The 25,166-nt window shown below is 52.8% G+C and carries 27 protein-coding genes; 16 read left to right on the top strand and 11 right to left on the bottom strand.

Going from position 1 to position 25,166, the window contains the following annotated elements; genetic code table 11:
• The first annotated feature begins 53 nt into the window (after positions 1–53).
• The 3 genes from KO503_RS04415 (at position 54) to coaD (ending at position 2,129) form a co-directional block, all read left to right on the top strand.
• Positions 54–944 carry a LysR family transcriptional regulator gene (locus tag KO503_RS04415; RefSeq protein ID WP_215990356.1) on the top strand — a complete coding sequence of 297 codons (891 nt, stop codon included), beginning with the start codon at positions 54–56 and terminating at the stop codon, positions 942–944.
• A gap of 57 nt (positions 945–1,001) precedes the next feature.
• On the top strand, positions 1,002–1,436 hold the full coding sequence (locus tag KO503_RS04410; protein ID WP_215990355.1) for a CBS domain-containing protein: 435 nt from the start codon (positions 1,002–1,004) through the stop codon (positions 1,434–1,436).
• A 195-nt stretch (positions 1,437–1,631) separates the two neighbouring features.
• Entirely contained in the window at positions 1,632–2,129 is a 498-nt protein-coding gene (gene coaD, locus KO503_RS04405; protein ID WP_215990354.1) for a pantetheine-phosphate adenylyltransferase, read from the top strand.
• 85 nt (positions 2,130–2,214) lie between these two features.
• Here coaD and KO503_RS04400 read toward each other — a convergent pair whose 3' ends face one another.
• The 5 genes from KO503_RS04400 to tkt all read right to left on the bottom strand — a co-directional run bounded on the left by KO503_RS04400 (position 2,215) and on the right by tkt (position 7,878).
• Entirely contained in the window at positions 2,215–2,865 is a 651-nt protein-coding gene (locus tag KO503_RS04400) for a MarC family protein (protein WP_215943388.1), read from the bottom strand.
• 213 nt (positions 2,866–3,078) lie between these two features.
• Positions 3,079–4,080 (bottom strand): type I glyceraldehyde-3-phosphate dehydrogenase, encoded by a 1,002-nt coding sequence (gene gap, locus KO503_RS04395; RefSeq protein ID WP_215990353.1) that lies wholly within the window; start codon positions 4,078–4,080, stop codon positions 3,079–3,081.
• 133 nt (positions 4,081–4,213) lie between these two features.
• On the bottom strand, positions 4,214–4,354 hold the full coding sequence (locus tag KO503_RS04390; protein WP_215990352.1) for a hypothetical protein: 141 nt from the start codon (positions 4,352–4,354) through the stop codon (positions 4,214–4,216).
• A gap of 152 nt (positions 4,355–4,506) precedes the next feature.
• Positions 4,507–5,508, bottom strand: a complete 1,002-nt coding sequence (gene gap, locus KO503_RS04385; RefSeq protein ID WP_215990351.1) for a type I glyceraldehyde-3-phosphate dehydrogenase — start codon at positions 5,506–5,508, stop codon at positions 4,507–4,509.
• A gap of 348 nt (positions 5,509–5,856) precedes the next feature.
• Positions 5,857–7,878, bottom strand: a complete 2,022-nt coding sequence (tkt, locus tag KO503_RS04380) for a transketolase (protein WP_215990350.1) — start codon at positions 7,876–7,878, stop codon at positions 5,857–5,859.
• A 396-nt stretch (positions 7,879–8,274) separates the two neighbouring features.
• Here tkt and KO503_RS04375 point away from each other — a divergent pair, with 396 nt between their 5' ends.
• Both KO503_RS04375 and KO503_RS04370 read left to right on the top strand, forming a co-directional pair.
• On the top strand, positions 8,275–8,796 hold the full coding sequence (locus KO503_RS04375) for a hypothetical protein (RefSeq protein ID WP_215990349.1): 522 nt from the start codon (positions 8,275–8,277) through the stop codon (positions 8,794–8,796).
• A gap of 3 nt (positions 8,797–8,799) precedes the next feature.
• Positions 8,800–9,201 carry a cell division protein ZapA gene (locus KO503_RS04370; RefSeq protein WP_215990348.1) on the top strand — a complete coding sequence of 134 codons (402 nt, stop codon included), beginning with the start codon at positions 8,800–8,802 and terminating at the stop codon, positions 9,199–9,201.
• A 97-nt stretch (positions 9,202–9,298) separates the two neighbouring features.
• On the opposite strand, the gene grxD is transcribed toward KO503_RS04370, so the two are convergent.
• The 5 genes from grxD to KO503_RS04345 all read right to left on the bottom strand — a co-directional run bounded on the left by grxD (position 9,299) and on the right by KO503_RS04345 (position 14,225).
• Positions 9,299–9,661, bottom strand: coding sequence for a Grx4 family monothiol glutaredoxin (gene grxD, locus KO503_RS04365; RefSeq protein WP_215990347.1), 363 nt, complete (start codon positions 9,659–9,661; stop codon positions 9,299–9,301).
• Between the two features lie 54 nt (positions 9,662–9,715).
• Entirely contained in the window at positions 9,716–9,946 is a 231-nt protein-coding gene (locus KO503_RS04360; RefSeq protein WP_215990346.1) for a BolA family protein, read from the bottom strand.
• Positions 9,947–10,051: 105 nt separating this feature from the next.
• The gene (locus KO503_RS04355; protein WP_215990345.1) at positions 10,052–10,537 is read right to left on the bottom strand and encodes a hypothetical protein; all 486 of its coding nucleotides are present in this window, start codon (positions 10,535–10,537) and stop codon (positions 10,052–10,054) included.
• A gap of 133 nt (positions 10,538–10,670) precedes the next feature.
• Positions 10,671–12,830 (bottom strand): phosphoribosylformylglycinamidine synthase subunit PurL, encoded by a 2,160-nt coding sequence (gene purL, locus KO503_RS04350; protein WP_215990344.1) that lies wholly within the window; start codon positions 12,828–12,830, stop codon positions 10,671–10,673.
• Between the two features lie 492 nt (positions 12,831–13,322).
• A complete protein-coding gene (locus KO503_RS04345) occupies positions 13,323–14,225 on the bottom strand; it encodes a LysR family transcriptional regulator (RefSeq protein WP_215943377.1) in 903 nt (300 codons plus the stop codon).
• Between the two features lie 359 nt (positions 14,226–14,584).
• Between KO503_RS04345 and KO503_RS04340 the strand changes: the two genes are divergently transcribed.
• From KO503_RS04340 to KO503_RS04290, 11 genes are all read left to right on the top strand, one after another.
• Positions 14,585–15,577, top strand: coding sequence for a lysophospholipid acyltransferase family protein (locus KO503_RS04340; RefSeq protein WP_436836509.1), 993 nt, complete (start codon positions 14,585–14,587; stop codon positions 15,575–15,577).
• A gap of 2 nt (positions 15,578–15,579) precedes the next feature.
• On the top strand, positions 15,580–16,392 hold the full coding sequence (locus tag KO503_RS04335; protein ID WP_215990343.1) for a glutamate racemase: 813 nt from the start codon (positions 15,580–15,582) through the stop codon (positions 16,390–16,392).
• Positions 16,393–16,607: 215 nt separating this feature from the next.
• On the top strand, positions 16,608–17,636 hold the full coding sequence (gene argC, locus KO503_RS04330) for an N-acetyl-gamma-glutamyl-phosphate reductase (protein WP_215990342.1): 1,029 nt from the start codon (positions 16,608–16,610) through the stop codon (positions 17,634–17,636).
• A gap of 27 nt (positions 17,637–17,663) precedes the next feature.
• On the top strand, positions 17,664–18,107 hold the full coding sequence (ccmE, locus tag KO503_RS04325) for a cytochrome c maturation protein CcmE (RefSeq protein ID WP_215990341.1): 444 nt from the start codon (positions 17,664–17,666) through the stop codon (positions 18,105–18,107).
• Positions 18,108–18,181: 74 nt separating this feature from the next.
• Complete coding sequence (locus KO503_RS04320; RefSeq protein WP_215990340.1) at positions 18,182–18,793, top strand: holin-associated N-acetylmuramidase; 612 nt, start codon at positions 18,182–18,184, stop codon at positions 18,791–18,793.
• Positions 18,784–19,395 carry a holin family protein gene (locus KO503_RS04315; protein WP_215990339.1) on the top strand — a complete coding sequence of 204 codons (612 nt, stop codon included), beginning with the start codon at positions 18,784–18,786 and terminating at the stop codon, positions 19,393–19,395. The genes KO503_RS04320 and KO503_RS04315 overlap by 10 nt, the downstream gene beginning before the upstream one ends.
• Before the next feature lie 184 nt (positions 19,396–19,579).
• A complete protein-coding gene (locus KO503_RS04310; protein ID WP_215990338.1) occupies positions 19,580–19,717 on the top strand; it encodes a hypothetical protein in 138 nt (45 codons plus the stop codon).
• A complete protein-coding gene (locus KO503_RS04305; RefSeq protein ID WP_215990337.1) occupies positions 19,714–20,136 on the top strand; it encodes a hypothetical protein in 423 nt (140 codons plus the stop codon). Before KO503_RS04310 ends, KO503_RS04305 begins: the two co-directional genes overlap by 4 nt.
• Positions 20,137–20,325: 189 nt before the next feature.
• A complete protein-coding gene (locus KO503_RS04300; protein ID WP_215990336.1) occupies positions 20,326–22,296 on the top strand; it encodes a heme lyase CcmF/NrfE family subunit in 1,971 nt (656 codons plus the stop codon).
• The gene (locus KO503_RS04295) at positions 22,293–22,742 is read left to right on the top strand and encodes a cytochrome c-type biogenesis protein (RefSeq protein ID WP_215990335.1); all 450 of its coding nucleotides are present in this window, start codon (positions 22,293–22,295) and stop codon (positions 22,740–22,742) included. The genes KO503_RS04300 and KO503_RS04295 overlap by 4 nt, the downstream gene beginning before the upstream one ends.
• Positions 22,743–22,882: 140 nt before the next feature.
• Positions 22,883–23,659 carry an enoyl-CoA hydratase-related protein gene (locus KO503_RS04290; RefSeq protein ID WP_215990334.1) on the top strand — a complete coding sequence of 259 codons (777 nt, stop codon included), beginning with the start codon at positions 22,883–22,885 and terminating at the stop codon, positions 23,657–23,659.
• A 128-nt stretch (positions 23,660–23,787) separates the two neighbouring features.
• On the opposite strand, the gene KO503_RS04285 is transcribed toward KO503_RS04290, so the two are convergent.
• Positions 23,788–25,086 (bottom strand): citrate synthase, encoded by a 1,299-nt coding sequence (locus tag KO503_RS04285; RefSeq protein ID WP_215990333.1) that lies wholly within the window; start codon positions 25,084–25,086, stop codon positions 23,788–23,790.
• Positions 25,087–25,166: the final 80 nt, after the last annotated feature.

Raw genomic sequence — 25,166 nt, 5'->3', positions numbered from 1 at the left:
GCAAAACTCTGTGAGGCGATGTGCATTTGAACGGATGAAAACGGGGTGAGTCGATGAATTGGGATGATATGCGCGTCTTTTTGGCTGTGGCTCGCACGGAAAGCCTGTCTGGAGCAGGACGCGTGCTGAAAATGGACCCTGCCACCGTGGGACGACGGGTGGCACGTCTTGAGCAAGGCATGAGCGTGACATTGTTTGCCAAGTCGCCCCAAGGGTATGATTTGACGCGTGATGGTGCGCGTTTGTTGACCCATGCGGAAGACGCGGAAAAGGCTATGACCTTGGGCGCGGCTGATTTGGAGGGCAAGGGGGACACATTGAACGGGGTGATCCGTTTGGGGGCGCCCGATGGTTGTGCAAATTATGTTTTGCCCAAAGTCCTTGCGCGCATCGCAGTTCAGCATCCCGATTTACAGGTGCAAGTCGTGGCCTTGCCGCGGGTGATCAGCCTGTCCAAGCGCGAAGCGGATTTGGTGATTTCTGTCAGCGCGCCACAAACTGGGCGTTTGTTGGTGCAAAAGATCACAGATTATCACCTCTCATTGGCGGCGATGCGCTGGTATTTGCAGCAAGAAGGCGAGGTGAAAACTCTAGGCGATGTGAAAAACCACAAGATTGTCGGCTATGTCCCAGATTTGATTTTTGATAAGGAACTCGACTACTTAGACAGTGTCGGTGGTGCCACTGCGGATTTTTCATCGAATACGGTGTCGGTACAGTTGAACATGATCAAAGCGGGGCTGGGGATCGGCGTTGTTCATGATTTCTGCCTGCCTCATGTTGAGCGGATGGTACGCATTTTGCCTGACGATTTTCGGCTTAAGCGGGCCTTCTATTTGATCCGCCATGCGGATGATCGCAAGGTTGAGCGCCTCACGCGATTTGCCGATCTTTTGGTGAGTGAGATGAAAATTGTCGTGGAAGCGCTTGAAGGTGACGCTTGACACATGAAGCTGTCTGACGGACGCTGAAGGTGGGAGCAGGACAATTAAGGAGGAATTATGTTAGTTGGTCAGATTCTGAAAGAAAAAGACATCGCAGAGATTGTTACAATCGGACCAGATATGACGATTGCCGCAGCCGCAGAGCTTTTGTCATCGAAAAAAATTGGTGCCATTATTGTTCAAAGTCAAGCCGGCGGGTTTGATGGTATTTTGTCCGAACGTGATGTTGTGCGTGAGCTGGGCAAAGAGGGCGCAAGCGTGTTGAAACGCAAAGTGTCTGACTTGATGACAACGAAACTACAAACATGCGTGTCCGATGACACCGCTTTGGCCGTGCTTGAGCGCATGAGTGCGGGCCGTTTTCGCCACATGCCTGTGGTCGATGGCGGAAAACTGGTGGGCCTTGTGTCTATCGGTGATGTGGTGTCGGCGCGGTTGTCGCAGCTTGCGATGGAAAATTCGGCCCTTGAGGGCATGATCATGGGGCATTGATGGCGCGAGAATGATCCGTCATCCTCTATCGCCATTGCTGAGAGCCTTGTTTGTCACAATGGGGTAGGGGTCTTGTTCAGTGGATGCTTTGATGTGGGGCGGTGACAGTTTCAAGCTGAGGTGAAAAACTGTCGACTTGTGCTTGCAATTGGTAGCGCAATATTGTTGCGTTCGCTCAAGCAAAAGGAGAATGCGATGCGCATTGGGCTATACCCTGGAACCTTCGATCCAGTCACTCACGGTCATCTTGATATCATTCGCCGAGGCTGTGCCTTGGTGGATCGTTTGGTGATTGGCGTCGCGATCAACCGATCCAAGGGGCCATTGTTTTCTCTTGAGGAACGTGTGGCCATGCTTGAACCAATTTGCGCACAACTGTCGCAAGATACGGGATGCGAAGTGGTTGTTCATCCGTTTGAAAATCTGCTGATCCAATGTGCTGCCGATGTTGGTGCTTCTATTATTGTGCGCGGCCTGCGGGCGGTTGCCGATTTTGAATATGAGTACCAAATGGTCGGAATGAACAGGGCGCTGGACGATAGCATCGAAACCGTGTTCTTGATGGCTGAAGCACGGCATCAGGCAATTGCCTCGAAATTGGTCAAAGAAATCGCGCGTCTTGGCGGTGACGTGTCCAAATTCGTCACGCCAGAGATAGAAGCGCGATTGAAAGACAAACTGGCCAGCCGTTAAACTGGAATTTTACCAGCGGACCAAGAAACACCCGCCACGATTATCGTCCGCGACGGCGTTCATGACCGCACAGTGTTTTGAGGCGTTAAAAGTCTGGAATGACGCCAATGGCCACAAAGCCTTGCAGCACTGTGTCGACCGCAACTGCTGCTAAAATCATGCCCATCACACGGCTGACAATTGCAGCTCCGGTGTCGCGTAGTATCCGCAAGATGGGGCGCGCAGCCAGCAGTATACCCAGTGTGATGATCAAGATGAGGGTCATGACCGTGGCGGTCATCATTTGATGGGCCACTGAAAAGCGATCATTGTCTGTTAACATGACCACCGCCAACATGGCACCCGGCGAGGCGATAGATGGCATCGCCAAGGGAAAGACTGCCACGCGGCGTGCGTGCAAAGATAATGATTTCGTTTCTGGGGATGTCTGTCCCGTTTCCTGTTGGGGTTTTCCGTCCCCAAAAATCATCGTCATGGCAAAGAGAAACAGCACAAGGCCGCCAGCAATTTGGAAAGAGGGCAAGCCAAGTCCAAGGGCATCCAGCACGACTTGACCAAAGACAATAAACACCAACAAAATCGCGAAAGCTGTCGCAGTCGCACGTATGGCGACTTTTCTGGAAAGCCGAGGGTTCAACGAGGCTGTTGCGGCGATAAAGACGGGGAGAGTGCCGATAGGATCAATCACGACCCAAAGGGTAATAAATTCGCTTAGGATCGTTTGGAAATTAATCATAAATTGGATGAATTGTCATTTTTTGAAACATTTCAGGGGCAATCACGGACAATATAGGGTCGCGACTACATATGCTCATTCATGGGCGGAAAATCAACAAGCAAGCCGACAAAGCTTGAGATGGATTAAAAAAAGCCCCGCAGAGTGCGAGGCTTTTGGATAGGGTAAGCCTATCTAGGCAAGCGGGGCTTGCACGGGTCTTAACGACTGTCTTTACAGGAATTTACCCATTGCAACAGCTGTGTCTGACATACGGTTAGAGAAGCCCCATTCGTTGTCATACCACGTCAGGATGCGCACCATTGTGCCTTCCATGACCTTGGTTTGGTCCGTGTGGAAGATAGAAGAGTGTGGATCGTGGTTGAAGTCAGAGGACACGAGCTGCGCGTCAGTGTAGCCAAGCACGCCTTTGAATGGGCCGTCTGCCGCATCGCGGATCAACTGGTTCACTTCTTCCACAGTTGTGTCGCGGGCCGCTTCAAATGTCAGGTCGACAACAGACACATTCGGTGTTGGAACGCGGATAGAAACGCCATCCAATTTTCCGTTAAGCTCTGGCAACACCAGGCCCACAGCTTTTGCAGCACCAGTTGATGTCGGGATCATGGACAAAGCCGCCGCACGCGCGCGGTAGAGATCTTTGTGCATTGTGTCCAAAGTCGGTTGGTCGCCTGTGTAAGAGTGGATCGTGGTCATAAAGCCTTTAACGATACCGATGTTATCGTTGAGAACCTTCGCCACAGGAGACAGACAGTTGGTTGTGCAAGACGCGTTTGACACAACGATGTCGTCGGCTGTCAATTGGTCGTCGTTCACACCAAACACGATGGTTTTGTCAGCGTCTTTGCCTGGCGCAGAAATCAACACGCGGGAAGACCCGTTGTCGAGGTGCGCTTGGCAGGCTTCTTTAGAGGTAAAGATACCCGTACATTCCATCACAACATCAACATCAGACCAAGGCAGGTCCGCAGGGTTGCGCATGGCTGTCACTTTCATCGGGCCACGACCCACGTCGATTGTGTCTTCTGTGTGGGTCACTGGGAACGGGAAGCGACCGTGTACAGAATCGTACTGCAACAGGTGGGCGTTTGTGGCCACTGGGCCAAGATCGTTGATTGCGATCACTTCGATGTCTGTACGACCAGATTCGATGATGGCACGCAAAATATTACGACCGATCCGACCAAATCCATTGATTGCGACTTTTACCGCCATTTCAGCAACTCCTTGACGCTAGAATGTGAGCAGAACGTCTGCCCGTTATGGGCGCAAAGGAGGCAATTCTCCCCCGCGTCGTTAACGCTAACATCGCCATCTTGGCCAAAAGGTCAACCGTCAAAGGCAAAAATTATCGCCAAAAGGCCACCAGAGCGATGAGGTCCATGAATTTACGGGCCAAGAACAGTGATGCGATACTGTTATTAAGTGTGATGTCCAATGCGACCGCCACAGCGATCAACACGGCAAAGGCAATGGAAAGACGGTCCATACTTGAATTTGTTCCTTGAGCGGCACCGGCATTGGTGCAGGGTCGGTGCAAATCATAAAGGGATTGCGCAAAAAGAAAACCGCCCAAAGGTCTGATAGATCTTTGAGCGGTAACATTATGCTTGGTTGGTCGATGCTTGGTTATTGTCAGGCTTAGTGCATCAAGCGGCCCATGGCGCCGGCAACATCGGCCATGCGTGAGGAAAACCCCCATTCGTTATCGTACCACGCCAAAACCCGCACAGTACGACCGACCACTTTTGTTTGGTCTGGTGCGAAGATTGAGCTTTCAGATGTGTGGTTAAAATCGATCGAAACCTTGGCTTCTGCATCATAGCTCATCACCATGCCCATGTAGCCGTTGGCGGCGTCGCGCACGATTTCGTTGATGTCGTCAACCGTGACGTCTTTGCCCGCTTGGAACGTTAAATCCACAGCAGACACATTCGGGGTCGGAACGCGGATGGATGAGCCGTCAAGTTTGCCTGCAAGTTCTGGCAAAACCAAACCCAAGGCCTTGGCGGCGCCTGTAGAGGTCGGGATCATCGCCATTGCGGCGGCACGCGCACGGTACAGATCAGAGTGACGGCGGTCCAGCGTTGGCTGGTCGCCAGTGTAGGAATGGATCGTGGTCATGATGCCGCTTTCGATGCCAACAGCGTCGTTCAACACTTTGGCCAAGGGCGCAAGGCAGTTGGTGGTGCATGATCCGTTGGAAATCATCCGTTCGTCTGCCAACATATCGCGGTGGTTCACGCCGTACACAACTGTGCGATCCACGTTTGTGGCTGGGGCAGAGATCAGCACTTTTTTCGCGCCGCGTTCCAAGTGTACAGCAGATTTCAAACCGTCATTAAATTTGCCTGTGCATTCCAAAACAACGTCAACACCTTCCCAGTCTAATTCCTGAGGCTCGTAGGTGGACATCACTTTGATCGGGCCGCGCCCCAAATCCAATGTGTCGCCATCCACAGTGACGTTGCCACCAAAGCGGCCGTGGACTGAATCGTATTTCAGCAAATGCGCGTTGGTTGCAATCGGGCCAGTCGCGTTGATCTTAACGACCTCCACATCATTGCGTGCGGCTTCCGCGATATGCGCCAATGTGCAGCGTCCGATACGGCCAAAACCGTTGATCCCTAGGCGAATGGTCATATGCGTCTCTCCTGGTGCTCTCTCGATGCAAAGGCAACTTTTGCATCCTCTCAGATTTATGCGGTCTCGTGAGGCGCTGCGGGGGGCCACCCATAGCGCGTCTGAGGTTCGTATAGGCGAGACTCGGTTTTTAAAAAAGACGTTTAGCGCCAACATGTTAGCGTAAACATGGTGTGGTTGCGCTAACAGAGGGTCTGGGATGCGGAAATATCTGTCACGATGCTTGGTTTCTATGTCCTTGGCACGCTTAATCCTTAAAAGCCCAAAAACCCAAAAGCCCGCGCATCGCTGCACGGGCTTCTTAAGTGTTTCAAATCTGATGAGCTTAGCTCAAAAGCGGTGTGGGGCTTAACCCAAAAGTGTTTTGACCTGCTCAACGATGTTTTCAGCGGTGATGCCGAATTTCTCATAAAGCTCATCGATAGGCGCAGAAGCCCCAAAACGATCCAAGCCCACAAAGGCTTGCTTTTGCTCACGACCACGTTCGCCCAACAGCAGCTTGTCCCAGCCACCAGCACGTGCGCCAGCTTCAACACCCACACGGACAGGGCCAGCAGGCAGGACTTTGCGGCGGTAGGCCAAGTCTTGCTCTGCGAACAGTTCCATACACGGCATAGATACGACACGTGTGCCGATTCCAGCCTCTTGCAAGATGTCGCGTGCTGCCATGGCGATGGCAACTTCGGACCCTGAGGCGATCAAGATGGCTTGGCGTTTGCCGTCTGAGTCCGCCAAAACATAGCCACCTTGTGTGACCAAGTTTCTGACTTTGTGGTCTTTGCGCAAAGTTGGCAGACCTTGACGGGTGAGCGCCAAAACGGTTGGTGTTTTTTGTGACGTCAGCGCGATTTCCCACGCTTCAGCCGTTTCCACAGTGTCACAGGGACGGATGGTCAATGTGTTTGGTGTGGCGCGGCAAATGGCCAAGTGCTCAACAGGTTGGTGTGTTGGGCCGTCTTCGCCAAGACCGATGGAATCGTGGGTCATCACGTAGGTCACAGGGATTTGCATCAAAGCAGACAGACGCATCGCGGGGCGGGCGTAGTCAGTGAAGCAGAAGAATGTCCCGCCGTAAGGGCGTACACCACCGTGCAGCGCCATGCCGTTCATTGCAGCCGCCATACCGTGCTCGCGGATGCCGTAGTAGACGTAGCGACCTTTGCGGTTCTCTTCGTCAAAGACGCCCATGTCGGCTGTCAGGGTGTTGTTTGATCCCGTCAAATCGGCAGAACCGCCAATGGTTTCGGGCAACACTGGGTTCACCACGCCAAGCACCATTTCGGATGATTTGCGTGTGGCGACTTTTGGCTGATCTTCGGAAATCTGCTTTTTAAGCGCGCGAATGACCGAGCTCAATTTGTTGGGGGCTTCCCCTGCAAATGTGCGGGCGAATTCGGCTTGGCGGCGTTCTGATTGCTCGTCAAGGCGTGCTTCCCAAGCGGCGCGATCCTCTCGGCCACGTGATCCGATGGCTTCCCATTGGGATTTGATATCCGCTGGAATTTCAAACGGCGCGGCTGTCCAGCCATAGGCTTCTTTCGCCGCTTTCATTTGATCCGCATCGGTCAAAGCGCCGTGGCCTTTGGATGTGTCTTGTTGTGCGTGACCCAAAGCGATGTGGGTTTTGCACGCAATCATAGAAGGCTTGCCTGCGTTTTTCGCAGCCGTGATCGCCGCATCGATGGCCTCCGGATCGTGACCGTCGATTTCTTGCACGTGCCAGCCGGCGGCTTTGAAACGCTGAGGTTGGTCGGTGCGATCAGATAGATCAACAGTGCCATCGATGGTGATGTTGTTGTTGTCCCAGAACACGATCAGCTTGCTGAGCTTTTGTCGTCCCGCAAGCGCAATCGCCTCATGAGATACACCTTCCATCAAGCAGCCATCGCCCGCGATACAGTATGTGTAGTGATCTTGCAGCTTTTTGCCAAAGCGTGCGCGCAGGTGTTCTTCTGCCATGGCAAAGCCAACAGCGTTGGAAATGCCCTGACCCAATGGGCCAGTTGTGGTTTCAACCGCTTCCAACAAGAAATTTTCAGGGTGACCAGCTGTTTTGGCGTTCATTTGGCGGAAGTTTTTCACTTGCTCCAAGGGCATCTCTTCGTAGCCTGTGAGGTAAAGCAATGAGTAGACCAACATAGAGCCATGGCCAGCAGATAAGATAAAGCGATCGCGATCGGCCCAAAGTGGGGCAGAGGCGTCGAATTTCAGGTGCTTTTCAAACAAAACAGTTGCCACATCGGCCATGCCCATTGGCATGCCTGAGTGTCCTGAGTTCGCAGCAGCGACCGCATCGAGTGTCAAAGTGCGGATGGCAGCAGCACGCATCCAGTGATCAGGGTGCGCTGCGCGCAGTTTTGCGATGTCCACGTGTGGATCTCCTAGCTGTCTCAAAGGCAGCCGCCAAATCCAACATGTTAAGCCAGACTTCGCAGCCATTCGCGTTTGGTGATAACGATGTTGCGCGAAAGTGCAAGCCAGAGGGACCAATTTGCCGCCATATGAAGTCATATCAAGTCACTTTAGGTCAGCCGTTGGTAAAGCCTTTGCCATAGGCTAACCTCTCGAATCGAACGGACTTATATGTCTTGGGCTTGCGCTTTACTGGTTTTGGGGTAGTTTTATCCTGTCAGGTATAGGCCTGTTTTGCAGGGTTTGTGACATCCGCCAAGGATGTGTTATAGAGTGAGAGACATTTGTGCGGTCTACGTCAGAAGATGACCGGCACAAAAACAAGTATTAGCAAGAACAGTAACAGGTATGGCGATGAGCGAAATTTCAGACTTTGAGACACGGATCACGGCAGCGCTTGAGCGTATCGGCCGTGCAGTGGCTGCCGCCGAAGAACAAGCCGAAGAACAAAATGCCTCAGGCGGCGGAATTGCCTCTGATGAAATGATGGCCGAAATGGGCCGCTTGCAAGAGGCGTTGGATGGTGAGCGCGCCACCAACTTGCAGCTTGAAGAACGTGTACGCGCGATCCATGAAAAACAGCAAAGCCATGTCGCGTCTTTGGAAGAAGAAGTCGAAACACTGCGTCACCAATTGATGAACCATGATGCCGAAACGCAAAAACTGCGTCGTGTCAACGCGCAGCTGCGCACCAACAACACCGCATTGCGTGAGGCGAATGCGACTGCAATCGGGGATTCGGCTTTGGTGAACACAGCTTTGATGACTGAACTCGAAGCGATCAAAGTTGGACGTGATGCCGATCTGGTCGAACTTGATGCGATTTTGAATGAATTGCGCCCGTTCACAGATGCTGCTCAAAAAGAAGAGGCTTAACCCATGCCAGAGATTAAAATTTCCATCGGTGGACGTGAATTCGAAGTGGCTTGCCAGCTGGGTGAAGAACATTTTTTGAAATCCGCAGCACAGCTTTTGGACAATGAGGCCACTGTTTTGTCTAGCCAAATTGGCCGTTTGCCCGAAGCCCGCATGTTGTTGATGTCTGGTTTGATGTTGGCAGATAAAACCGCAGGCATGGAAGAACAGATGCGCGCACTTGAGGCCAAACTTGGCGCACAAGAAGCCCTATTGGAAGAGTTGCGATCCGCACCCGCCCCAGCGCCTGAACGTATTGAAGTGCCTGTGGTGCCAGCCGAGGTGAATGACACCTTCGCCGAATTGGCGGCACGGACCGAAGCTATGGCTTCTGCACTTGAAGATCGTTTGGGTGTGTCAGCTTAGGTGTTTCGTCAACCTATTGAATTATAAAAAGGGCGGCGAAGAGATGATCTTCGCCGCCCTTTTTTCGTCCAGATAAAGGTGTTCAAGTCAAACTGTGTTACGCGTTTGCGGCGCGCACTTGGTCGGCTTTTTCTTTGTCGAATGCGACGCCGTTGGCTTCGAACAATGTGTCCAATTCACCAGAAAGCGTCATCTCTGTGATGATATCACAGCCGCCAACAAATTCGCCTTTGACGTAGAGCTGTGGAATGGTTGGCCAATCGGAAAAGTCTTTGATGCCTTGGCGAATGTCGGCGTCAGCGAGAACGTTTTCGTCGTGAAAATCCACGCCCATAAAGTTCAAAACGCCAGCCACGCGGGATGAAAACCCACATTGCGGCATCATTTTATTGCCCTTCATGAACAAAACAACATCATTGTCATCAATGGTTTTTTGGATTGTGGCTTTTGCGTCGGACATAGAATCGACCTTTCGAATGTTTGAGCCGCATTAGGTGCGGCAGATGTGTATCTTTTACTCAGGTGCGCGTGTGGACAGGGCCAATGCGTGCAATTTACCGCTGTCTATCTCGGCTTTCAGCGCAGCGTTTACGGCGCGTTGCTGTTGTACGCGGTTTTTGCCACGAAAACTTTCATCGACCACTTCGGCGGCAAAGTGCTGCCCGTCGTCGCCTTGAACGACGATGTGGGCCTCAGGAAAGGCTGTGCGGATCAGAGTTTCGATTTCTGCGGCGGTGATGGCCATGTAAGGCGCTCCTTAGTGTCGTCTGTGAGGGTCGTCTTGTGGGTGTGTTCTTACTTTGATGTAAATGTAAGGCCCGCGCGGCAGCGCTGCAAGGCGTTGATGAGATTAAGACGCAGTGCTTTGTGCCAGTGCAGTCAAAAAAGCGTCATATCGGTGCTTGAGTGTGTCTGTATCAGCCCAAACGCGAGCGCTGCGTTTCAGTAAATCAGCGCGTTCGGTTTCCAGCACCTCTGGCAAATCGCTTTTGCTTGCCTCAGTCAGTTGCACCATGCGCTCATGCAGGGGGCGCAGGTTTTCAAAGTCGCGCATCATTGCGAACATGAGTTCTGGATGATCTTGCCAGCTTTCGCCGTTGAACCGCATCTGCGTCACACGTTGACCTGCGCCCGCGCAATCAAATTTGATGCAACCTTCAAACCCGTCCTCTTTCAGCGAGCTATGGATTTTGCAGCTATGATCACGATCTAAATTGGGGCAGGGCGTGCCTGACGCTTTGTCGATGGCAAAGTCATCGCCCTTTTGAAAGGACATACCTAGGCAGCACAACCCAACACAATTGGCGCAATCGGATGTGAGATCTGGCAGGTTCATCTGGGGCATCCCTGGCTTGATTAAATTTGGCTTGGACTAAACTTGATTTGGATGAAGTTCGGGTGGGCTTCAAACCAAAGACCCGCGCGAAGTGGCGGGCCTTTGGTCTATTTTATATGGGGCCGTCTACGGTTTATGCAAAAGTCTCGGCAAAGGCACCGTTGAACACGGCGCTCAAGCTGGCCAATGAAGCCTGTGAGCCGCCAAGTTTCACGGTGTCGCCGCCAAACTTACCAACTGTGACAATCTCTACACCCGCTTGGGAGGCTGCTGCCATCAACGCTTCGGCTTGATCAAAGGTACAAGACACAAGGTAGCGCGCTTGGTCTTCGCCAAACAGTTCTGCTGTGTCGCCGCTGTCCAATGTCAGACCAAGGCCCGCTTTATCCGCCAATTCAAACGCCGCCAAAGCAAGCCCGCCGTCAGACAGGTCAGTGGCCGCGTTGATCAGTTTGCGGTTGGCCTTGAGGAACTCACCGTTGGTTTGTTCAAGTGCAAGGTCAACATGTGGCGCATCGCCATCTTCACGGTTGAACACTTCGGCGAGCAGTGCAGATTGACCCAGATGCGAGCCAACAGCGCCAATCACAACCGCGATATCACCATCTTGGGCAAGGCCCGCGATCAATTCGTCTTCGTTTGCGATCAGGCCAACAGCGCCGATGGTCGGTGTCGGCAAAATGCCCTCGCCATCGGTTTCGTTGTACAAAGACACGTTGCCCGACACGATTGGCATATCAAGGAATTTCACAGCCTCACCAATGCCCTGCAATGCGCCAACAAACTGCCCCATGATTTCGGGCTTTTCTGGATTGCCGAAGTTTAGGTTGTCTGTTGTCGCCAAAGGTTTCGCGCCGACTGCGGTCAGGTTGCGGTAGGCTTCGGCCACAGCTTGTTTGCCGCCCTCAACTGGGTTGGCTTTGACGTAGCGCGGCGTCACGTCTGATGTGAAGGCCAGCATCTTAGGTGTGCCGTGGACGCGGATCACGCCAGATCCCATGCCTGGTGCGCGGACTGTGTCTGCCATCACTTGGCTGTCGTATTGCTCGTAAACCCAAGATTTCGCCGCATAGTTTGGTGAGGCCAAAAGCGCTTTTAGGCCATCAATTGGATCGATGCTTGGCACGTCGTCCATTGGGTCCGCTGCGGGTGTTGGCACCCAAGGACGGTCGTATTCTGGCGCAGAAGAAGCCAGCGTGGACAGCGGCAAGTCACCTTTGACTTCGCCGTTGTGCATGATCAAGAAGCGGTCTTCTTCGAGCGTCTCGCCAACGATGGCAAAGTCGAGGTCCCATTTTTCGAACACGGCGCGGGCCTCAGCCTCAAGTTCTGGTTTGAGAACCATCAGCATGCGTTCTTGGGATTCAGACAGCATCATCTCGTAGGCGGTCATGTTCAATTCACGCTGTGGCACGTTTTCAAGATCAAGGCGTACGCCCAATTTGCCTTTGTCGCCCATTTCCACGGCAGAACAGGTCAGGCCAGCGGCCCCCATGTCTTGGATTGAAATCACAGCACCGGTGGCCATCAGCTCAAGCGTGGCTTCCATCAGGCGTTTCTCAGTGAATGGGTCACCGACTTGAACGGTGGGGCGTTTGTCTTCGATTGTGTCGTCGAACTCAGCCGAGGCCATTGTCGCGCCACCCACACCATCACGTCCGGTTTTGGCACCAAGGTAGACAACAGGCATGCCAACACCAGATGCGGCAGAGTAGAAAATTTTGTCGGTGTCCGCCAAGCCCGCTGCAAAAGCGTTCACAAGGCAGTTGCCGTTGTAAGCAGAGTGAAAGCGGACTTCGCCGCCAACAGTTGGGACGCCAAAACAGTTGCCGTAGCCGCCAACGCCCTCAACAACACCATGCACAAGCTGCTTGGTCTTATGGTGCTCTTTGACGCCAAAGGACAATGAATTCATCGCCGCAATAGGTCGCGCGCCCATGGTAAAGACGTCGCGTAAAATGCCACCAACACCGGTGGCCGCGCCTTGATAGGGTTCGATGTAGGACGGGTGGTTGTGGCTTTCCATCTTGAACACAACACATTGACCATCGCCAATATCAACGATGCCGGCATTTTCGCCGGGACCGCAAATCACTTGCGGGCCATCAACGGGCAGGCCGCGCAGATGTTTCTTGGAGGATTTGTATGAGCAATGCTCATTCCACATGGCCGAAAAAATGCCGAGCTCAGTATAGGTCGGCTCGCGGCCCATGATCTCGAGGATGCGCGCGTATTCTTCGCCATTCAGGCCGTGCGCGGCAATAAGATCATCGGTAATTTTCGGATCGGTCATGGAAATCCCCCAAAAGGTCATCAGAGCGCCCTGCGTCATGCTTGAAGGCACTCGCGGACGCGTATCTCGGTCAGGCGTTCTCTTAGGCTATAGTGGTGCTTTGGGAAAGAGGGCAGTTGATGTCAAAGGGCCTCTATCTGTGGTTTTTACCCTTGAAGCGGTGATCCGCGGCCAAAAGACGAGACGATCTTGGGCTCTGAGCGACTCACTTGAAGGCGCTCGCATACCAAAAACCAAAAAAAAGGCCGAGCATTAGCTCGGCCCAAGTCCAACAGGGAGGTGAAGTTGCTAAGAGTTTCCTCTATCAGCAGCTTCGATGGTTGATTTATGTGCGGTTTGTGAATCGTTCAAGAGGGAATGGGGTAAAAATGCGCATGTCCGCTATGTCCTTAACGCATAGCTCAGGTAAACGTTGCTCGTAACAGCCTGAAATAGTTGAACATAGAATGAAATTTATCGCCCTAACTTGGATCAGACCTGCAGGCCGCGACTTCAGCTCGGGGTGTCGCGAAGGCGGCGGCGGTACTCATTGATTTCGCTGGTGATGAAATCGCGGAACACTTCGATCCGCTTTGAATGGCGCAGTTCTTCAGGGTAGGCCAAGAATACGGGCACTTCATTGCTTTCAACCGTATCCAAAACGCGCACAAGATTCGGGGCGCTGTCGAATAGGTAATCTGGCAACAGGCCGATTCCGAGATCATTGAGAACCGCTTGCAGCACGCCAAAATAGTTGTTCACATAGAGTTTGGATTTCACTTCATGCAGGCTTAGTTCATGAGACAGGCTTGCCCCAGCCGCGACTTGTGCCGATTTCGGGTTTTGAGAAATCAGGCGGTGGTTGTCAAAGTCATCCAAATCCTTGGGCGTGCCATGTTCGTCGAGATACTTTTGCGTCGCAAACAACCGCATGCGGATGTTCATCAAGCGTTTGCGGATCAAATCTGCCTGTGACGGCTCTTTCATACGAATGGCCACATCCGCTTCGCGCATCGGCAAATCCAGTACCCGTTCCTCAAGCATCAGGTCGATCGTCAGGTCTGGGTATTTTTTATAGAGTTTCGACAGGCGGGGCGCGAGCCAAAGCGTGCCAAAGCCCGTGGCTGTGGTGACGCGCAGTTCGCCGTAGACTTCTTCTTCGCTGTCTTTGATGCGCGCAGCAGCCGCATCAAGGCGTTTGGCCATGGCGCGGGTGGCGTCAAACAGCAATTCGCCTTGTTCGGTTAAAATCAAGCCGCGGGCGTGACGGTGAAACAGCGTTGTACTGAGCGATTCTTCGAGCGCACGAATTTGGCGCGACACAGCCGATTGGCTTAGATGTAATGTATCACCCGCATGAGTCAGTGATCCTGCATCTGCAACCGCGTGAAAAATCCGTAGTTTATCCCAGTCCATACCTATAACCTTTTTAGTCTCATTACCTGTAACATAGTTGTCTGTTCGGACAAAGTGCGGTTTGGGGGCTCTCATTTGCGTTTTTTGATCAGGCTGCAAGAGGAGATTGCCACTTGTTTGTCTTAGCTTCGCTTTTTTACGATTTTTTTACGTTTACGATAAAAATATAGCAGCCTTAAAACCTGCCTGCGCAGGCTTTAGGCATATATGTCGTTTCAATACACTGATTGAGTGTAAATAATCATGAACCGAGACTCATTTTTTGAGAAAAACAATGGAGGTTTCGCGAAAAACAATGGAGGCGGTTCGTTTGGCAGGTTAAAGTGTCCAAACATTTATGAATGGAATAGCCCCAAGTGATTGTGCATCCAAAACCTAAAAATGGTGCTTGTAAAGAAAGTGCCCGCAAAGATCGCCAAGTCGCGAGAGATATCACCTATGCCAGTTCGGCGCAGACGCGGCCTGGGCGTGCACTTATTCGTGTGATGGAAAATGTCACGGGGCGTTTGTCTTTGATCAAGCGGGCCGAGGGCTATAGCAAAGATCTTGAAGACGGACAGACGATTTGGCAGGTGATGGTGCGACGATACGGGCTTGAACTTGATGTGCTTGTGGGTGCGCTGGAAAATATCCCGCGCGAGGGGCCTTTAATCGTTGTTTCTAACCATCCTTACGGGATTTTGGATGGGTTGATGATGGGGCATATCCTTTCGGTTACACGCGGTGATTTTCGGATTTTGGCAAACACAGTCTTCAAACAGGCCGAAGACATTGATCGCGTAATTTTGCCCGTATCGTTTGATGCTAGCAAAGAAGCGGTGCAACTTAATCTTGAGACTCGCAAAGTGGCGATGAAATATCTCGCAGATGGCGGCTGTATCGGGATTTTTCCGGGCGGCACTGTGTCGACCTCTGCCACGCCGATGGGCAAGCCTCTGGACCCATCTTGGCGCGCATTTACTGCTAAGATGGTCGCCAAATCTGGCGCGCAGGTCGTACCTATTTTCTTTGAGGGCAGCAATTCACGCCTGTTCCAATTGGCCAGCCATCTGCATTCTAGCTTGCGCACGGGTCTTTTGATCCGTGAGTTTAAAAACCGTATCGATGAACCCGTGCGCGTGGTCATTGGTGAACCGATCGCGCCAGAAGAGCTTGAACCTTATCGTAAAGATCCGAAACAGATGATGGATTTTCTGCGTAGGCGGACCTACGCTTTATCTCCAAATCCCATTGACAATCTGACGCTTGGGTTCGAGTTTGAGGCAAAGCATGGGGCGACTCCACGTACATTGTTCGGCGCTCCGCTGAAACGATTTCGGGTGTCCACAAAAGGTCAAAAGGACCGGTATTGAGCATGGCAGTAGGTATTTTTGACAGCGGACTTGGCGGGCTGACGGTTTATGACGCGGTTAGTAAGCGAATGCCTGATCTGCCATTGGTTTATTTCGGTGACAGCGCACATGCGCCTTATGGCGTGCGCGATGCAGATGATATTTACAATTTGACCACGGCGGCTGTTGAGCGTCTTTGGGATGCGGGCTGTGATCTGGTAATCTTGGCTTGTAATACAGCCTCTGCTGCGGCTTTGCGCCGGATGCAAGAAAGCTGGATCCCGAAAGATAAACGCGTCTTAGGCGTTTTTGTACCTTTGATCGAGGCTCTGACAGAACGTGAATGGGGTGATAATTCCCCGCCCAAAGAGGTCGCGGTGAAATCCGTGGCCTTGTTTGCCACACCTGCCACTGTGTCGTCGCGTGCGTTTCAGCGTGAACTGGCGTTTCGCGCCATTGGTGTCGATGTCGAAGCACAAGCCTGCGGTGGTGTCGTTGATGCGATTGAAGACGGCGATATGATTTTGGCTGATGCTTTGGTGCGCTCTCATGTGGATGCGTTGAAACGCAAGCTGCCCAAACCGGATGCGGCGATTTTGGGCTGCACGCACTACCCAATGATGGAAAAGGAATTCCAAGAGGCATTGGGCGCAGATGTGAAAGTGTTTTCGCAAGCCAACTTAGTGGCCGAAAGCTTGGAACATTATTTGGAGCGTCGCCCTGAAATGATCGGGGCAGGGACAGAGAGTCTGTTTTTGACAACAGGCGATCCAGCCAAAGTCAGCCGCGGTGCAACGCAATTTTTAAAGCGCCAAGTGACGTTTCAAAAGGCCTGAGCGCAGACGCATTCGATGTTTGTTTGGCCTGTCTCGTTTTCCTGTCAGTGTTTGGTGGGCGCGATTTGACACCATAATTTCGATGTCAGGCTTGCGCATTCTGGTCTCTTGCCATTTTGCCGCAATTGCGCTTTGCCACCTGCATCAGTACATTAACGTTAATTCCTGCTGCGGGCTTTGCCTGACAGATCAGCCCTGAGATCAAAGAGAGAGTTATGACCTATAAAATCGCCATTTTGGGCGCCTCTGGTTACACTGGTGCCGAACTCGTGCGCTTGATTGCGACACACCCCAAGATGGACATCGTGGCCCTGTCTGGTGATCGCAAAGCGGGGATGGCGATGGCGGATGTTTACCCGCATCTGCGTCATTTGGATTTGCCAGCACTGTGTAAGATTGACGATATCGATTTTGCAGGCGTTGATCTGGCCTTTTGTGCGCTGCCCCATGCGACCTCTCAGGCGGTGATTTCGAAATTGCCGACGACGTTGAAAGTCGTTGATTTGTCAGCAGATTTTCGTCTGCGCGATCCCGAAGCTTATGCAAAATGGTACGGCCAACCTCATTCTGCCATCGAGATGCAATCCGAAGCGGTCTATGGCCTGACCGAATTTTACCGCGACGAGATCAAAGCAGCACGCCTTGTGGCGGGCACGGGGTGTAATGCCGCGACGGGTCAGTTCATTTTGCGTCCTCTTGTGGCCTCTGGTGTGATCGATTTGGATGACATCATTCTGGACCTGAAAGTTGGTGTCTCTGGCGCGGGCCGCTCGCTCAAGGAACCGTTCCTATTTGGTGAACTACACGACAATGCTTTCGGTTATGCAGTCGGTGGTAAACACCGTCATTTGGGTGAATTTGACCAAGAGTTCTCGAAAATCGCAGGGCGTCCGGTTGAGATTCAATTCACTCCGCATTTGATCCCTGCCACCCACGGTATTTTGGCCACGGCCTATGTCAAAGGCGAAGCGCAAGCCGTCTATGACGCATTGGTAAAACAATACGCGGATGAGCCATTCATTCAGGTGTTGCCTATGGGTGAAGTGCCAGCACTTAAACATGTGCGGGCGTCAAATTATTGCCATATCGGTGTCGTTGCTGACCGCCGTGCGGGCCGCGTGATCGTTATCGCCACATTGGATAATCTGACCAAAGGCTCAAGCGGGCAGGCAATCCAAAATGCCAATTTGATGCTGGGACTTGATGAGGTGACGGGGCTAACCTTGGCGCCTGTCTATCCTTAGAACTGCGAAAAAGATGAAGGACGTGCAATGAAAAACCTTAAAAAACAACGCCGTATTCAAATCATTGCTGTGGCTGTCGTTGCACTCACTGTGTCCACGGCTTTGATCGGCTTTGCGATGAAAGACGGCATCAATCTGTTTCGATCACCAACTCAAGTGGTCGAAGAACCACCACGTCCAAATGAAGTCTTTCGCATTGGCGGGCTGGTTCTTGAGGGCAGCTTGATACGCGGCGAAGGCACGGCTGTAACCTTTGAGGTGACGGACACCAATGCCACAGTGCCTGTCAGCTACACAGGCGTTCTGCCGGATTTGTTCGGCGAAAATCAGGGTATGGTGGGCACAGGTACGCTGCAAGATGGCGTCTTTGTCGCCTCTGAGATTTTGGCCAAACACGACGAAACCTATATGCCCAAAGAAGTTGTCGACGCTTTGAAAGAACAGGGCGTTTATCAATCCAGCGCTGAGTGACGCGCACGCTCTAGTCCGCCTGCGTTAACTTTTATGCGGCAGCCTTAACCCATCAAATTGGTGGGTTTTGGCATATGAAAACAGTACAGCAAATAGCAAATGACATTATCGCTCGTGAGGGCGGTTATGTGGATGATCCTGATGATTTGGGGGGCGCGACCAACTTTGGCGTCACCATCGGCACGCTGCGCCGACTTGGGATCGATAATGACGGTGACGGGCGAGTGACATCGTCAGATGTGCGCATGTTAACCCGCGCACAGGCCCGCGACATTTTCGTTGAACACTACTTTAGCGGGCCACGTATCGACGAATTGCCGCCGGTGCTGCATGCCACTGTGTTTGACATGTATGTCAACGCCGGCACGAACGCGGTGCGCATTTTGCAGCGGCTTTTGGTCGATATGGGGCAAAGTATTGTCGTTGATGGTCAAATCGGCCCGCAAACGATCGAAGCGTGCCTGATCGCGCAGAGCTTGGCCCCGCATCATCTGGCGGATGCCTTTGGGATTGCGCGGCGCAACTATTATTATGCTTTGGCCGACAGACGTCCTAAGAGCCGCAAATACGCCAAGCGCCAAGATGGCGGCAAGGGCGGTTGGATCACACGGGCAGAAGAGTTCATTTCTCCGAGGTATCATCTGACTGAGGCGGAACATGCCGCACGGGTGGCGTCATGGGAATAGTGCAGATTTTAGGTCAATTGCTGTTCGGTAATGGGCAGAATGTGATCAAAGAGACGGCTGAGGTGTTCATGGAAAACACCGAAAACGGATCGGTCCGTGATGCAGCCTTGCGCGCTGCCGCCATGGATCAATTTGCCAAAGAATTTGCCGTGGCGCGCACTGGGCGGTTTGATCGGTTCATGGATGGGCTCAATCGCGTGCCGCGTCCCTTGATGGCCTTTGGTTCTATCGGGTTATGCGTGGCGGCAATGGTCAATCCGATTTGGTTCGCCGAGCGGATGCAGGGGGTGGCGCTGATCCCTGAGCCGTTGTGGTGGCTCATGGGGGCGATTGTCAGCTTTTATTTTGGCGCGCGGTATCAAGCGACGGGGCAAAATTTTCAACGCTCCATTGCCGCAACTGTGGCGCAAGCTCCGATTGTAACGGCTAACATTCGCTCGCTAGAGGCGCTCAGAGCGCTGGAAGCTGGGGCGAAAGGCGACACCGTTCCATTGGTGCAAACCGCCTATGCGGCTGGCCCCTTACCTGAGCAAAACCTGCCGGAAGTTCTAGGATTTGAGGCTGAAAATCCAGCGCTTGCAGCTTGGAGAGGTGAGCAATGATGAGTGATGCGCTGATCAATGCTCTGTCCGATCACGGGCCTTGGGCGATTATGGTTTTTTTCCTCTTATACAGGGACTTACAAAAAGACCAAGCCACCCGCGCTGTGCTCGATAAAAACTCGCAAATCTTGATTGAGACGACGACGATGATTCGAGAGCGCCTGCCAAGAGGGGGGGCGCAGTGATGAGGCCACACCTAAAAGAAATCTCGATCTGGCTCTTGGACTTGGTTGCAGGCACGCCTCTCGCAAAGGCCGTCAAACGTAATCACGACGCTGCAAACGCTTTGGATGCGGCAGTGAAGGAGATGTTGAAACTATGAAACAAGCACTCGCATTATACGGCGTGATTTTGGGGCTAGCGCTCATGGGCATGTCCTTGATCGGCACCACGCATATGGTGCTGATCGGGTATGGCGCGATCTGCGTGATGGCGCTGGTTATTTCAGGCACGTTCTTTTGGCTTTGGCAGGTGCGTGCTACACCACTGGCCTTGGGCATGTCGTTCAGTTGGGCGGGACTTGGTTTAACCTTGGGCTGGTGGTGGGCCTCACAAGTACGCTTAAGCTCTGTCTGGGGCGTGGAAGCTGCGGTTCTGTTCGCCTTTTTGTCTTTGCTGATGGCGGGCGCCGTGCTGCATTTTGCGGTCATTCAAGGGTCATTTGGTTACCATGGTTTTAGTTTTTTGGTGCCCGTTATTGGCGCGTTGCTTTTGTCTCTGGGGGTCTTATGGGTGATTTGAGGCCTCATCATCCATTGGATACATGGGGTGAGATGGGGTGAGATAGAGGGAAGAGGGGGCTTGGGTCCCTTTTTCGCGTGCTGTTGATCTCACTTATTTGCGACATCGCAGCGCATCCCATTGGCGGCGGAGGCCAAGCAAGCTACAACAGCTCTCATTGGAGCGTTACAGCTCTCAGGGAGAGACACTATGCTTGTTGAACTTGGACATTTTGCCTTGATCTTGGCCTTCTTTGTGGCCATCGCTCAGACCGTTTTGCCCCTTGTAGGGGCTCAGTTTGGCAGGCGTGCCTTTATGGATTTGGCTGCCCCCGCGGCGCTGGTACATCTTGTTTTGATCGCCTTTTCATTTTGCGCGCTGATGTATGCCTTTGTCACTTCTGACTTTTCTCTAAAGATTGTGGTTGAGAATTCCCACACGCTCAAACCGATGCTTTATAAAATTTCAGGCGTTTGGGGCAATCACGAAGGTTCGATGCTGCTGTGGGTCTTAATCCTTGCCTTGTTTGGTGCGGCCGCAGCCTTGTTCGGTGAAAACCTGCCGACATCACTCAAAGCGCGGGTGATCGGGGTGCAAGGCTCCATTGGCGTGGCCTTTTTGGCCTTTATCCTGTTCACATCGAATCCGTTTGTGCGTCTGGCAAATCCGCCGATGAATGGCCAAGATCTTAATCCCCTGTTGCAAGATCCAGGTCTCGCGTTCCATCCACCGTTTTTGTACTTGGGCTACGTGGGTCTTTCCATGACCTTTTCTTTCGCCGTTGCCGCCCTTTTGGAAGGGCGTGTTGACGCCGCTTGGGGCCGTTGGGTGCGCCCTTGGACATTGGCCGCATGGGTGTTTTTGACTATCGGCATCGGGCTTGGCTCTTGGTGGGCCTATTACGAGCTGGGCTGGGGCGGGTTTTGGTTCTGGGATCCTGTTGAAAACGCGTCGTTCATGCCTTGGCTGTTCGCTGCCGCTTTGCTGCATTCTGCCATCGTGGTGGAAAAACGCGAAAGCTTGAAGGCTTGGACCATTTTGTTGGCCATTCTTGCGTTTGGATTCTCTCTTATCGGCACCTTCCTTGTGCGCTCTGGAGTGATCACATCTGTTCATGCTTTTGCCAATGATCCTGAGCGAGGTATCTTTATCTTGTTGATTCTTGGCATCTTTATGGGCGGTGCTTTGATCCTGTTTTCATTGCGCGCCGCCGCCATGGAAGCCCGTGGCGTGTTTGCCTTGGCGTCGCGTGAAACGGCTTTGATCATCAACAATATCCTGCTGGCCGTGGCCGCATTTGTTGTGTTTATCGGCACCATTTGGCCCCTTGTAGCCGAAGCCTTTTGGGACCGTAAACTGTCCGTTGGCGCACCGTTTTTTGATGCAGCGTTTACCCCGTTTTTCACCGTGCTTGCCATCGTCTTACCTATCGGTGCGATGATGCCGTGGAAACGTGCCAAGCTTGGAACCGCCATGCGCAAGTTGATTCCTTCTATGGTCTTGGCATTTGCTGTGGTGACGCTGGTCGCCGTGATACAAACAGGAAAATCCCTTTTGGGGCCAATTGGTCTAGGCCTTGGCGTCTGGCTTGTATCCGGTGCGGTTCAAGACATCGCCTCTAAACTTGGCAAGAAACGTGACCTGTCGCGCTTGTTACGTCTGCCGCGTGCCGATTGGGGGCGCTTGCTGGCTCATGGTGGTTTGGGCATCACCATTGCCGGTATTGCGGGGCTTACGGCGTGGACGATTGAGGATATTCGTGTTGTGCAGATCGGCGAAACCTTTGACGTTGCTGGCTTTACGATCACCTTGAATGATGTCGAACGCAAACAAGGCCCGAATTACATCACAACCATGGCCGATATGACGCTGTTTAAAGAGGGTCGTGAACTCTCCTCACTGCATCCTGAAAAGCGCAATTACCCCGTCGCACAAATGCCCACAACCGAAGCGGGGATCGATTCAGGGTTGTGGCGCGATGTTTATGTGGTGATTGGCGATGTGCAATCTAATGGCGGCTGGGCTGTGCGGACTTATGTGAAACCACTGGCCAATTGGATTTGGGGCGGCACTATTATTATGGCGCTTGGCGGATTCATGTCCTTGACAGATCGGCGGTATCGGGTGGCAGCAGGGGCGCGTAAAGCGCGCGTTGCGTCCAAGGGAGTACCTGCCGAATGAGATCGTTTTTTCTGATCCTGAGCCTGCTATTTGCGTTGCCGCTTTACGCGGTAGAACCCAGCGAAGTTTTGGACGATCCCGTGATGGAAAGCCGCGCACGCGAGATTTCCAAAGAGCTGCGCTGTTTGGTGTGCCGTAATGAAAATATCGATGAATCCCATGCGGATCTGGCAAAGGATTTACGGCTTTTGGTGCGTGAGCGATTGGTCGAAGGTGACAGTAATGTCCAAGTGATCAACTACATTGTTGAACGTTACGGCGAATATGTTTTGCTCAACCCCACTTTGTCAGGGGCCAACAAACTACTGTGGGTCGCGGGGCCTGTCATGTTGTTTCTAGCACTTGGTATCGGCTTTGCTTTTGTGCGCCGCCGCCAAGCGGAAACAGTCATCGATGAGCTGTCACAAGAAGAGGCTGCGCGCATTGCGGAGATGTTGAAAGACTAAGGCGCAGTTGGTGTAAACCGTATCACTGCGGGTGCAAACGAGCAAAAACGACAAGAAGTTTGGATTTTACGGAGCGTTTCTCTTTCTTTCGGGGGCGCTATGCCTAAGTTAGGCGCAAGCCCCTGCAAAGAGAGATGCACATGCACTATGACACCATCCGTTACACCCTTCGTGACGATATCGCCGTTCTGACGCTCAACCGTCCTGCAGTCAAAAATGCTTTAAACACGCAGATGCGTGCCGAGATCACCCACGCGGTGCGTGCCGCTGGCAAGCAAGCGCGGGTCTTGGTGATCACAGGGGCGCAAGATGCGTTTTGTTCAGGTCAAGATTTAGGCGATGGCATCAACGCAGGCAACGCCGATTTGGAGCGCACTCTGCGCGATGAATATGAACCGATGTTGCACGCCATTCACAACAGCACTATCCCGACGATCGCCGCAGTCAACGGCGTGGCCGCAGGGGCAGGGGCCTCATTGGCACTGGCCGCTGATGTGGTGATCGCCACCGAGAGTGCTATCTTCATTCAAGCCTTTACCCGCATCGGCTTGATGCCTGATGCAGGGGGGACTTATGCTCTGCCACGTCAAATTGGTATGGCGCGTGCGATGGGGGCGTCTTTGTTTGGTGACCCTATCTCAGCAGATAAAGCAGCACTTTGGGGCATGATTTATGAAAGCGTCGAAGACGACCTGTTTGCAGCTCATTGGCAGGCGCGCGCGCAGCATTTGGCTGCGGGCCCGACTGTGGCTTACAGCGGCATCAAAGAGGCACTGCACGCCTCTGCGAGCAATTCATTCACCGAGCAGCTGACGCTTGAGGCCAAGCTGCAAGGGCGCTGCGGTATGGCGCGCGATTTCCGCGAAGGCGTTGTGGCATTTCTTGAAAAGCGCCCTGCCAAATTCGAAGGACGATAGCCTCGGGCATAGCTTTAGAAGACCTATCGGCCCTACCTGCACAGACATGACACGAAAAAGACCGCCCTTTCGGGGCGGTCTTTGAATTTTTATCGCACTTTTTTATCGCGTTGTGGCTAAGACTTAGCTTAAGCGCGGTCTTCTACGTTTGTGTAGGGGCGTTGCGTCGCACCTGTGTAAAGCTGACGTGGACGGCCAATTTTCAGCGCTGGATCTTCGATCATCTCTTTCCACTGTGAAATCCAACCCACTGTCCGTGACAGGGCAAAGATCGGTGTGAACATAGATGTTGGGAAGCCCATGGCTTCAAGAATGATGCCTGAATAGAAATCCACATTCGGGAAGAGTTTCTTCTCTGCGAAATACGGATCAGCCAAAGCCGCCGCTTCGAGTTCTTTCGCAACCTGAAGGATCGGGTTGTTTTCAACGCCGAGCAACTCAAGAACTTCGTCAGCAGATTGTTTCATCACAGTCGCGCGTGGGTCGAAGTTTTTGTAAACGCGGTGACCAAAGCCCATGAGGCGGAACGGATCGTTCTTGTCTTTGGCGCGGGCGATGAATTCAGGAATGCGGTCAACAGTGCCGATTTCTTGCAACATTTCCAAACACGCTTGGTTGGCGCCACCATGTGCTGGACCCCAAAGACAGGCGATACCCGCCGCGATACAGGCGAACGGGTTGGCACCAGACGAAGACGCAAGGCGCACAGTCGATGTGGACGCGTTTTGTTCGTGATCTGCGTGCAGCGTGAAAATACGGTCCATTGCGCGCGCAAGGATCGGGTTCACTTCGTAGTCTTCAGCAGGAACCGCAAAACACATGCGCAAGAAGTTGGACGCGTAGTCCAGATCGTTGCGTGGGTACACAAATGGCTGACCGACGGAGTATTTATACGCCATCGCTGCGATTGTCGGCATTTTCGCGATCAGGCGAATTGTTGCAACTTCGCGCTGCCACGGGTCTGAAATGTCAGTGGAATCGTGGTAGAATGCAGACATCGCGCCCACAACACCAACCATAGAGGCCATCGGGTGCGCATCGCGACGGAAGCCACGGAAAAAGTTGTGCATTTGTTCGTGCAACATCGTGTGATTGGTCACACGACCTTCAAAGTCTTCAAGCTGAGTTGCATTTGGCAATTCGCCGTTCAGCAAAAGGTAGCAAACTTCAAGGTAATGAGAGTTCGCAGCCAATTCACCAATTGGGTAGCCGCGGTGCAACAACACGCCAGCATCGCCGTCAATGTAAGTGATCGCACTGTCACAAGCAGCAGTGGACGTAAAGCCTGGATCGTAAGTGAACACGCCAGCTTGGCTGTAGAGCTTGCGGATGTCGACAACGTCAGGGCCTTCTGTCGGTGTGTGAACCGGAAGCTCGTAAGACTTGCCGTCGAGCGTCAAAGTCGCTGTTTTTTGTGTGTCTGCCATGGTCGTTCCTTCGGTTGGCAACGGGCCAAGCCTGGCACCGCTGGAGGTCGGGGAGGGCGCGCAAAGGAATATCCGCGCGC

Origin of the sequence: Pacificibacter marinus (genome assembly GCF_018860505.1) — a bacterium.
GTDB lineage: Bacteria > Pseudomonadota > Alphaproteobacteria > Rhodobacterales > Rhodobacteraceae > Celeribacter > Celeribacter marinus_B.
The sequence above is the reverse complement of the archived record's forward strand: the minus strand, read 5'-3'. Positions and strand labels throughout refer to the sequence as shown.

What these genes read in the sequence shown, in the direction of transcription:
- KO503_RS04415 (WP_215990356.1), top strand. Translation starts at nt 54, where the DNA reads ATGAATTGGGATGATATGCGCGTCTTTTTGGCTGTGGCTCGCACGGAA.
- KO503_RS04410 (WP_215990355.1), top strand. Translation starts at nt 1,002, where the DNA reads ATGTTAGTTGGTCAGATTCTGAAAGAAAAAGACATCGCAGAGATTGTT.
- coaD (WP_215990354.1), top strand. Translation starts at nt 1,632, where the DNA reads ATGCGCATTGGGCTATACCCTGGAACCTTCGATCCAGTCACTCACGGT.
- KO503_RS04400 (WP_215943388.1), bottom strand. Translation starts at nt 2,865, where the DNA reads ATGATTAATTTCCAAACGATCCTAAGCGAATTTATTACCCTTTGGGTC.
- gap (WP_215990353.1), bottom strand. Translation starts at nt 4,080, where the DNA reads ATGGCGGTAAAAGTCGCAATCAATGGATTTGGTCGGATCGGTCGTAAT.
- KO503_RS04390 (WP_215990352.1), bottom strand. Translation starts at nt 4,354, where the DNA reads ATGGACCGTCTTTCCATTGCCTTTGCCGTGTTGATCGCTGTGGCGGTC.
- gap (WP_215990351.1), bottom strand. Translation starts at nt 5,508, where the DNA reads ATGACCATTCGCCTAGGGATCAACGGTTTTGGCCGTATCGGACGCTGC.
- KO503_RS04375 (WP_215990349.1), top strand. Translation starts at nt 8,275, where the DNA reads ATGAGCGAAATTTCAGACTTTGAGACACGGATCACGGCAGCGCTTGAG.
- KO503_RS04370 (WP_215990348.1), top strand. Translation starts at nt 8,800, where the DNA reads ATGCCAGAGATTAAAATTTCCATCGGTGGACGTGAATTCGAAGTGGCT.
- grxD (WP_215990347.1), bottom strand. Translation starts at nt 9,661, where the DNA reads ATGTCCGACGCAAAAGCCACAATCCAAAAAACCATTGATGACAATGAT.
- KO503_RS04360 (WP_215990346.1), bottom strand. Translation starts at nt 9,946, where the DNA reads ATGGCCATCACCGCCGCAGAAATCGAAACTCTGATCCGCACAGCCTTT.
- KO503_RS04355 (WP_215990345.1), bottom strand. Translation starts at nt 10,537, where the DNA reads ATGAACCTGCCAGATCTCACATCCGATTGCGCCAATTGTGTTGGGTTG.
- purL (WP_215990344.1), bottom strand. Translation starts at nt 12,830, where the DNA reads ATGACCGATCCGAAAATTACCGATGATCTTATTGCCGCGCACGGCCTG.
- KO503_RS04345 (WP_215943377.1), bottom strand. Translation starts at nt 14,225, where the DNA reads ATGGACTGGGATAAACTACGGATTTTTCACGCGGTTGCAGATGCAGGA.
- KO503_RS04335 (WP_215990343.1), top strand. Translation starts at nt 15,580, where the DNA reads ATGGCAGTAGGTATTTTTGACAGCGGACTTGGCGGGCTGACGGTTTAT.
- argC (WP_215990342.1), top strand. Translation starts at nt 16,608, where the DNA reads ATGACCTATAAAATCGCCATTTTGGGCGCCTCTGGTTACACTGGTGCC.
- ccmE (WP_215990341.1), top strand. Translation starts at nt 17,664, where the DNA reads ATGAAAAACCTTAAAAAACAACGCCGTATTCAAATCATTGCTGTGGCT.
- KO503_RS04320 (WP_215990340.1), top strand. Translation starts at nt 18,182, where the DNA reads ATGAAAACAGTACAGCAAATAGCAAATGACATTATCGCTCGTGAGGGC.
- KO503_RS04315 (WP_215990339.1), top strand. Translation starts at nt 18,784, where the DNA reads ATGGGAATAGTGCAGATTTTAGGTCAATTGCTGTTCGGTAATGGGCAG.
- KO503_RS04310 (WP_215990338.1), top strand. Translation starts at nt 19,580, where the DNA reads ATGAGGCCACACCTAAAAGAAATCTCGATCTGGCTCTTGGACTTGGTT.
- KO503_RS04305 (WP_215990337.1), top strand. Translation starts at nt 19,714, where the DNA reads ATGAAACAAGCACTCGCATTATACGGCGTGATTTTGGGGCTAGCGCTC.
- KO503_RS04300 (WP_215990336.1), top strand. Translation starts at nt 20,326, where the DNA reads ATGCTTGTTGAACTTGGACATTTTGCCTTGATCTTGGCCTTCTTTGTG.
- KO503_RS04295 (WP_215990335.1), top strand. Translation starts at nt 22,293, where the DNA reads ATGAGATCGTTTTTTCTGATCCTGAGCCTGCTATTTGCGTTGCCGCTT.
- KO503_RS04290 (WP_215990334.1), top strand. Translation starts at nt 22,883, where the DNA reads ATGCACTATGACACCATCCGTTACACCCTTCGTGACGATATCGCCGTT.
- KO503_RS04285 (WP_215990333.1), bottom strand. Translation starts at nt 25,086, where the DNA reads ATGGCAGACACACAAAAAACAGCGACTTTGACGCTCGACGGCAAGTCT.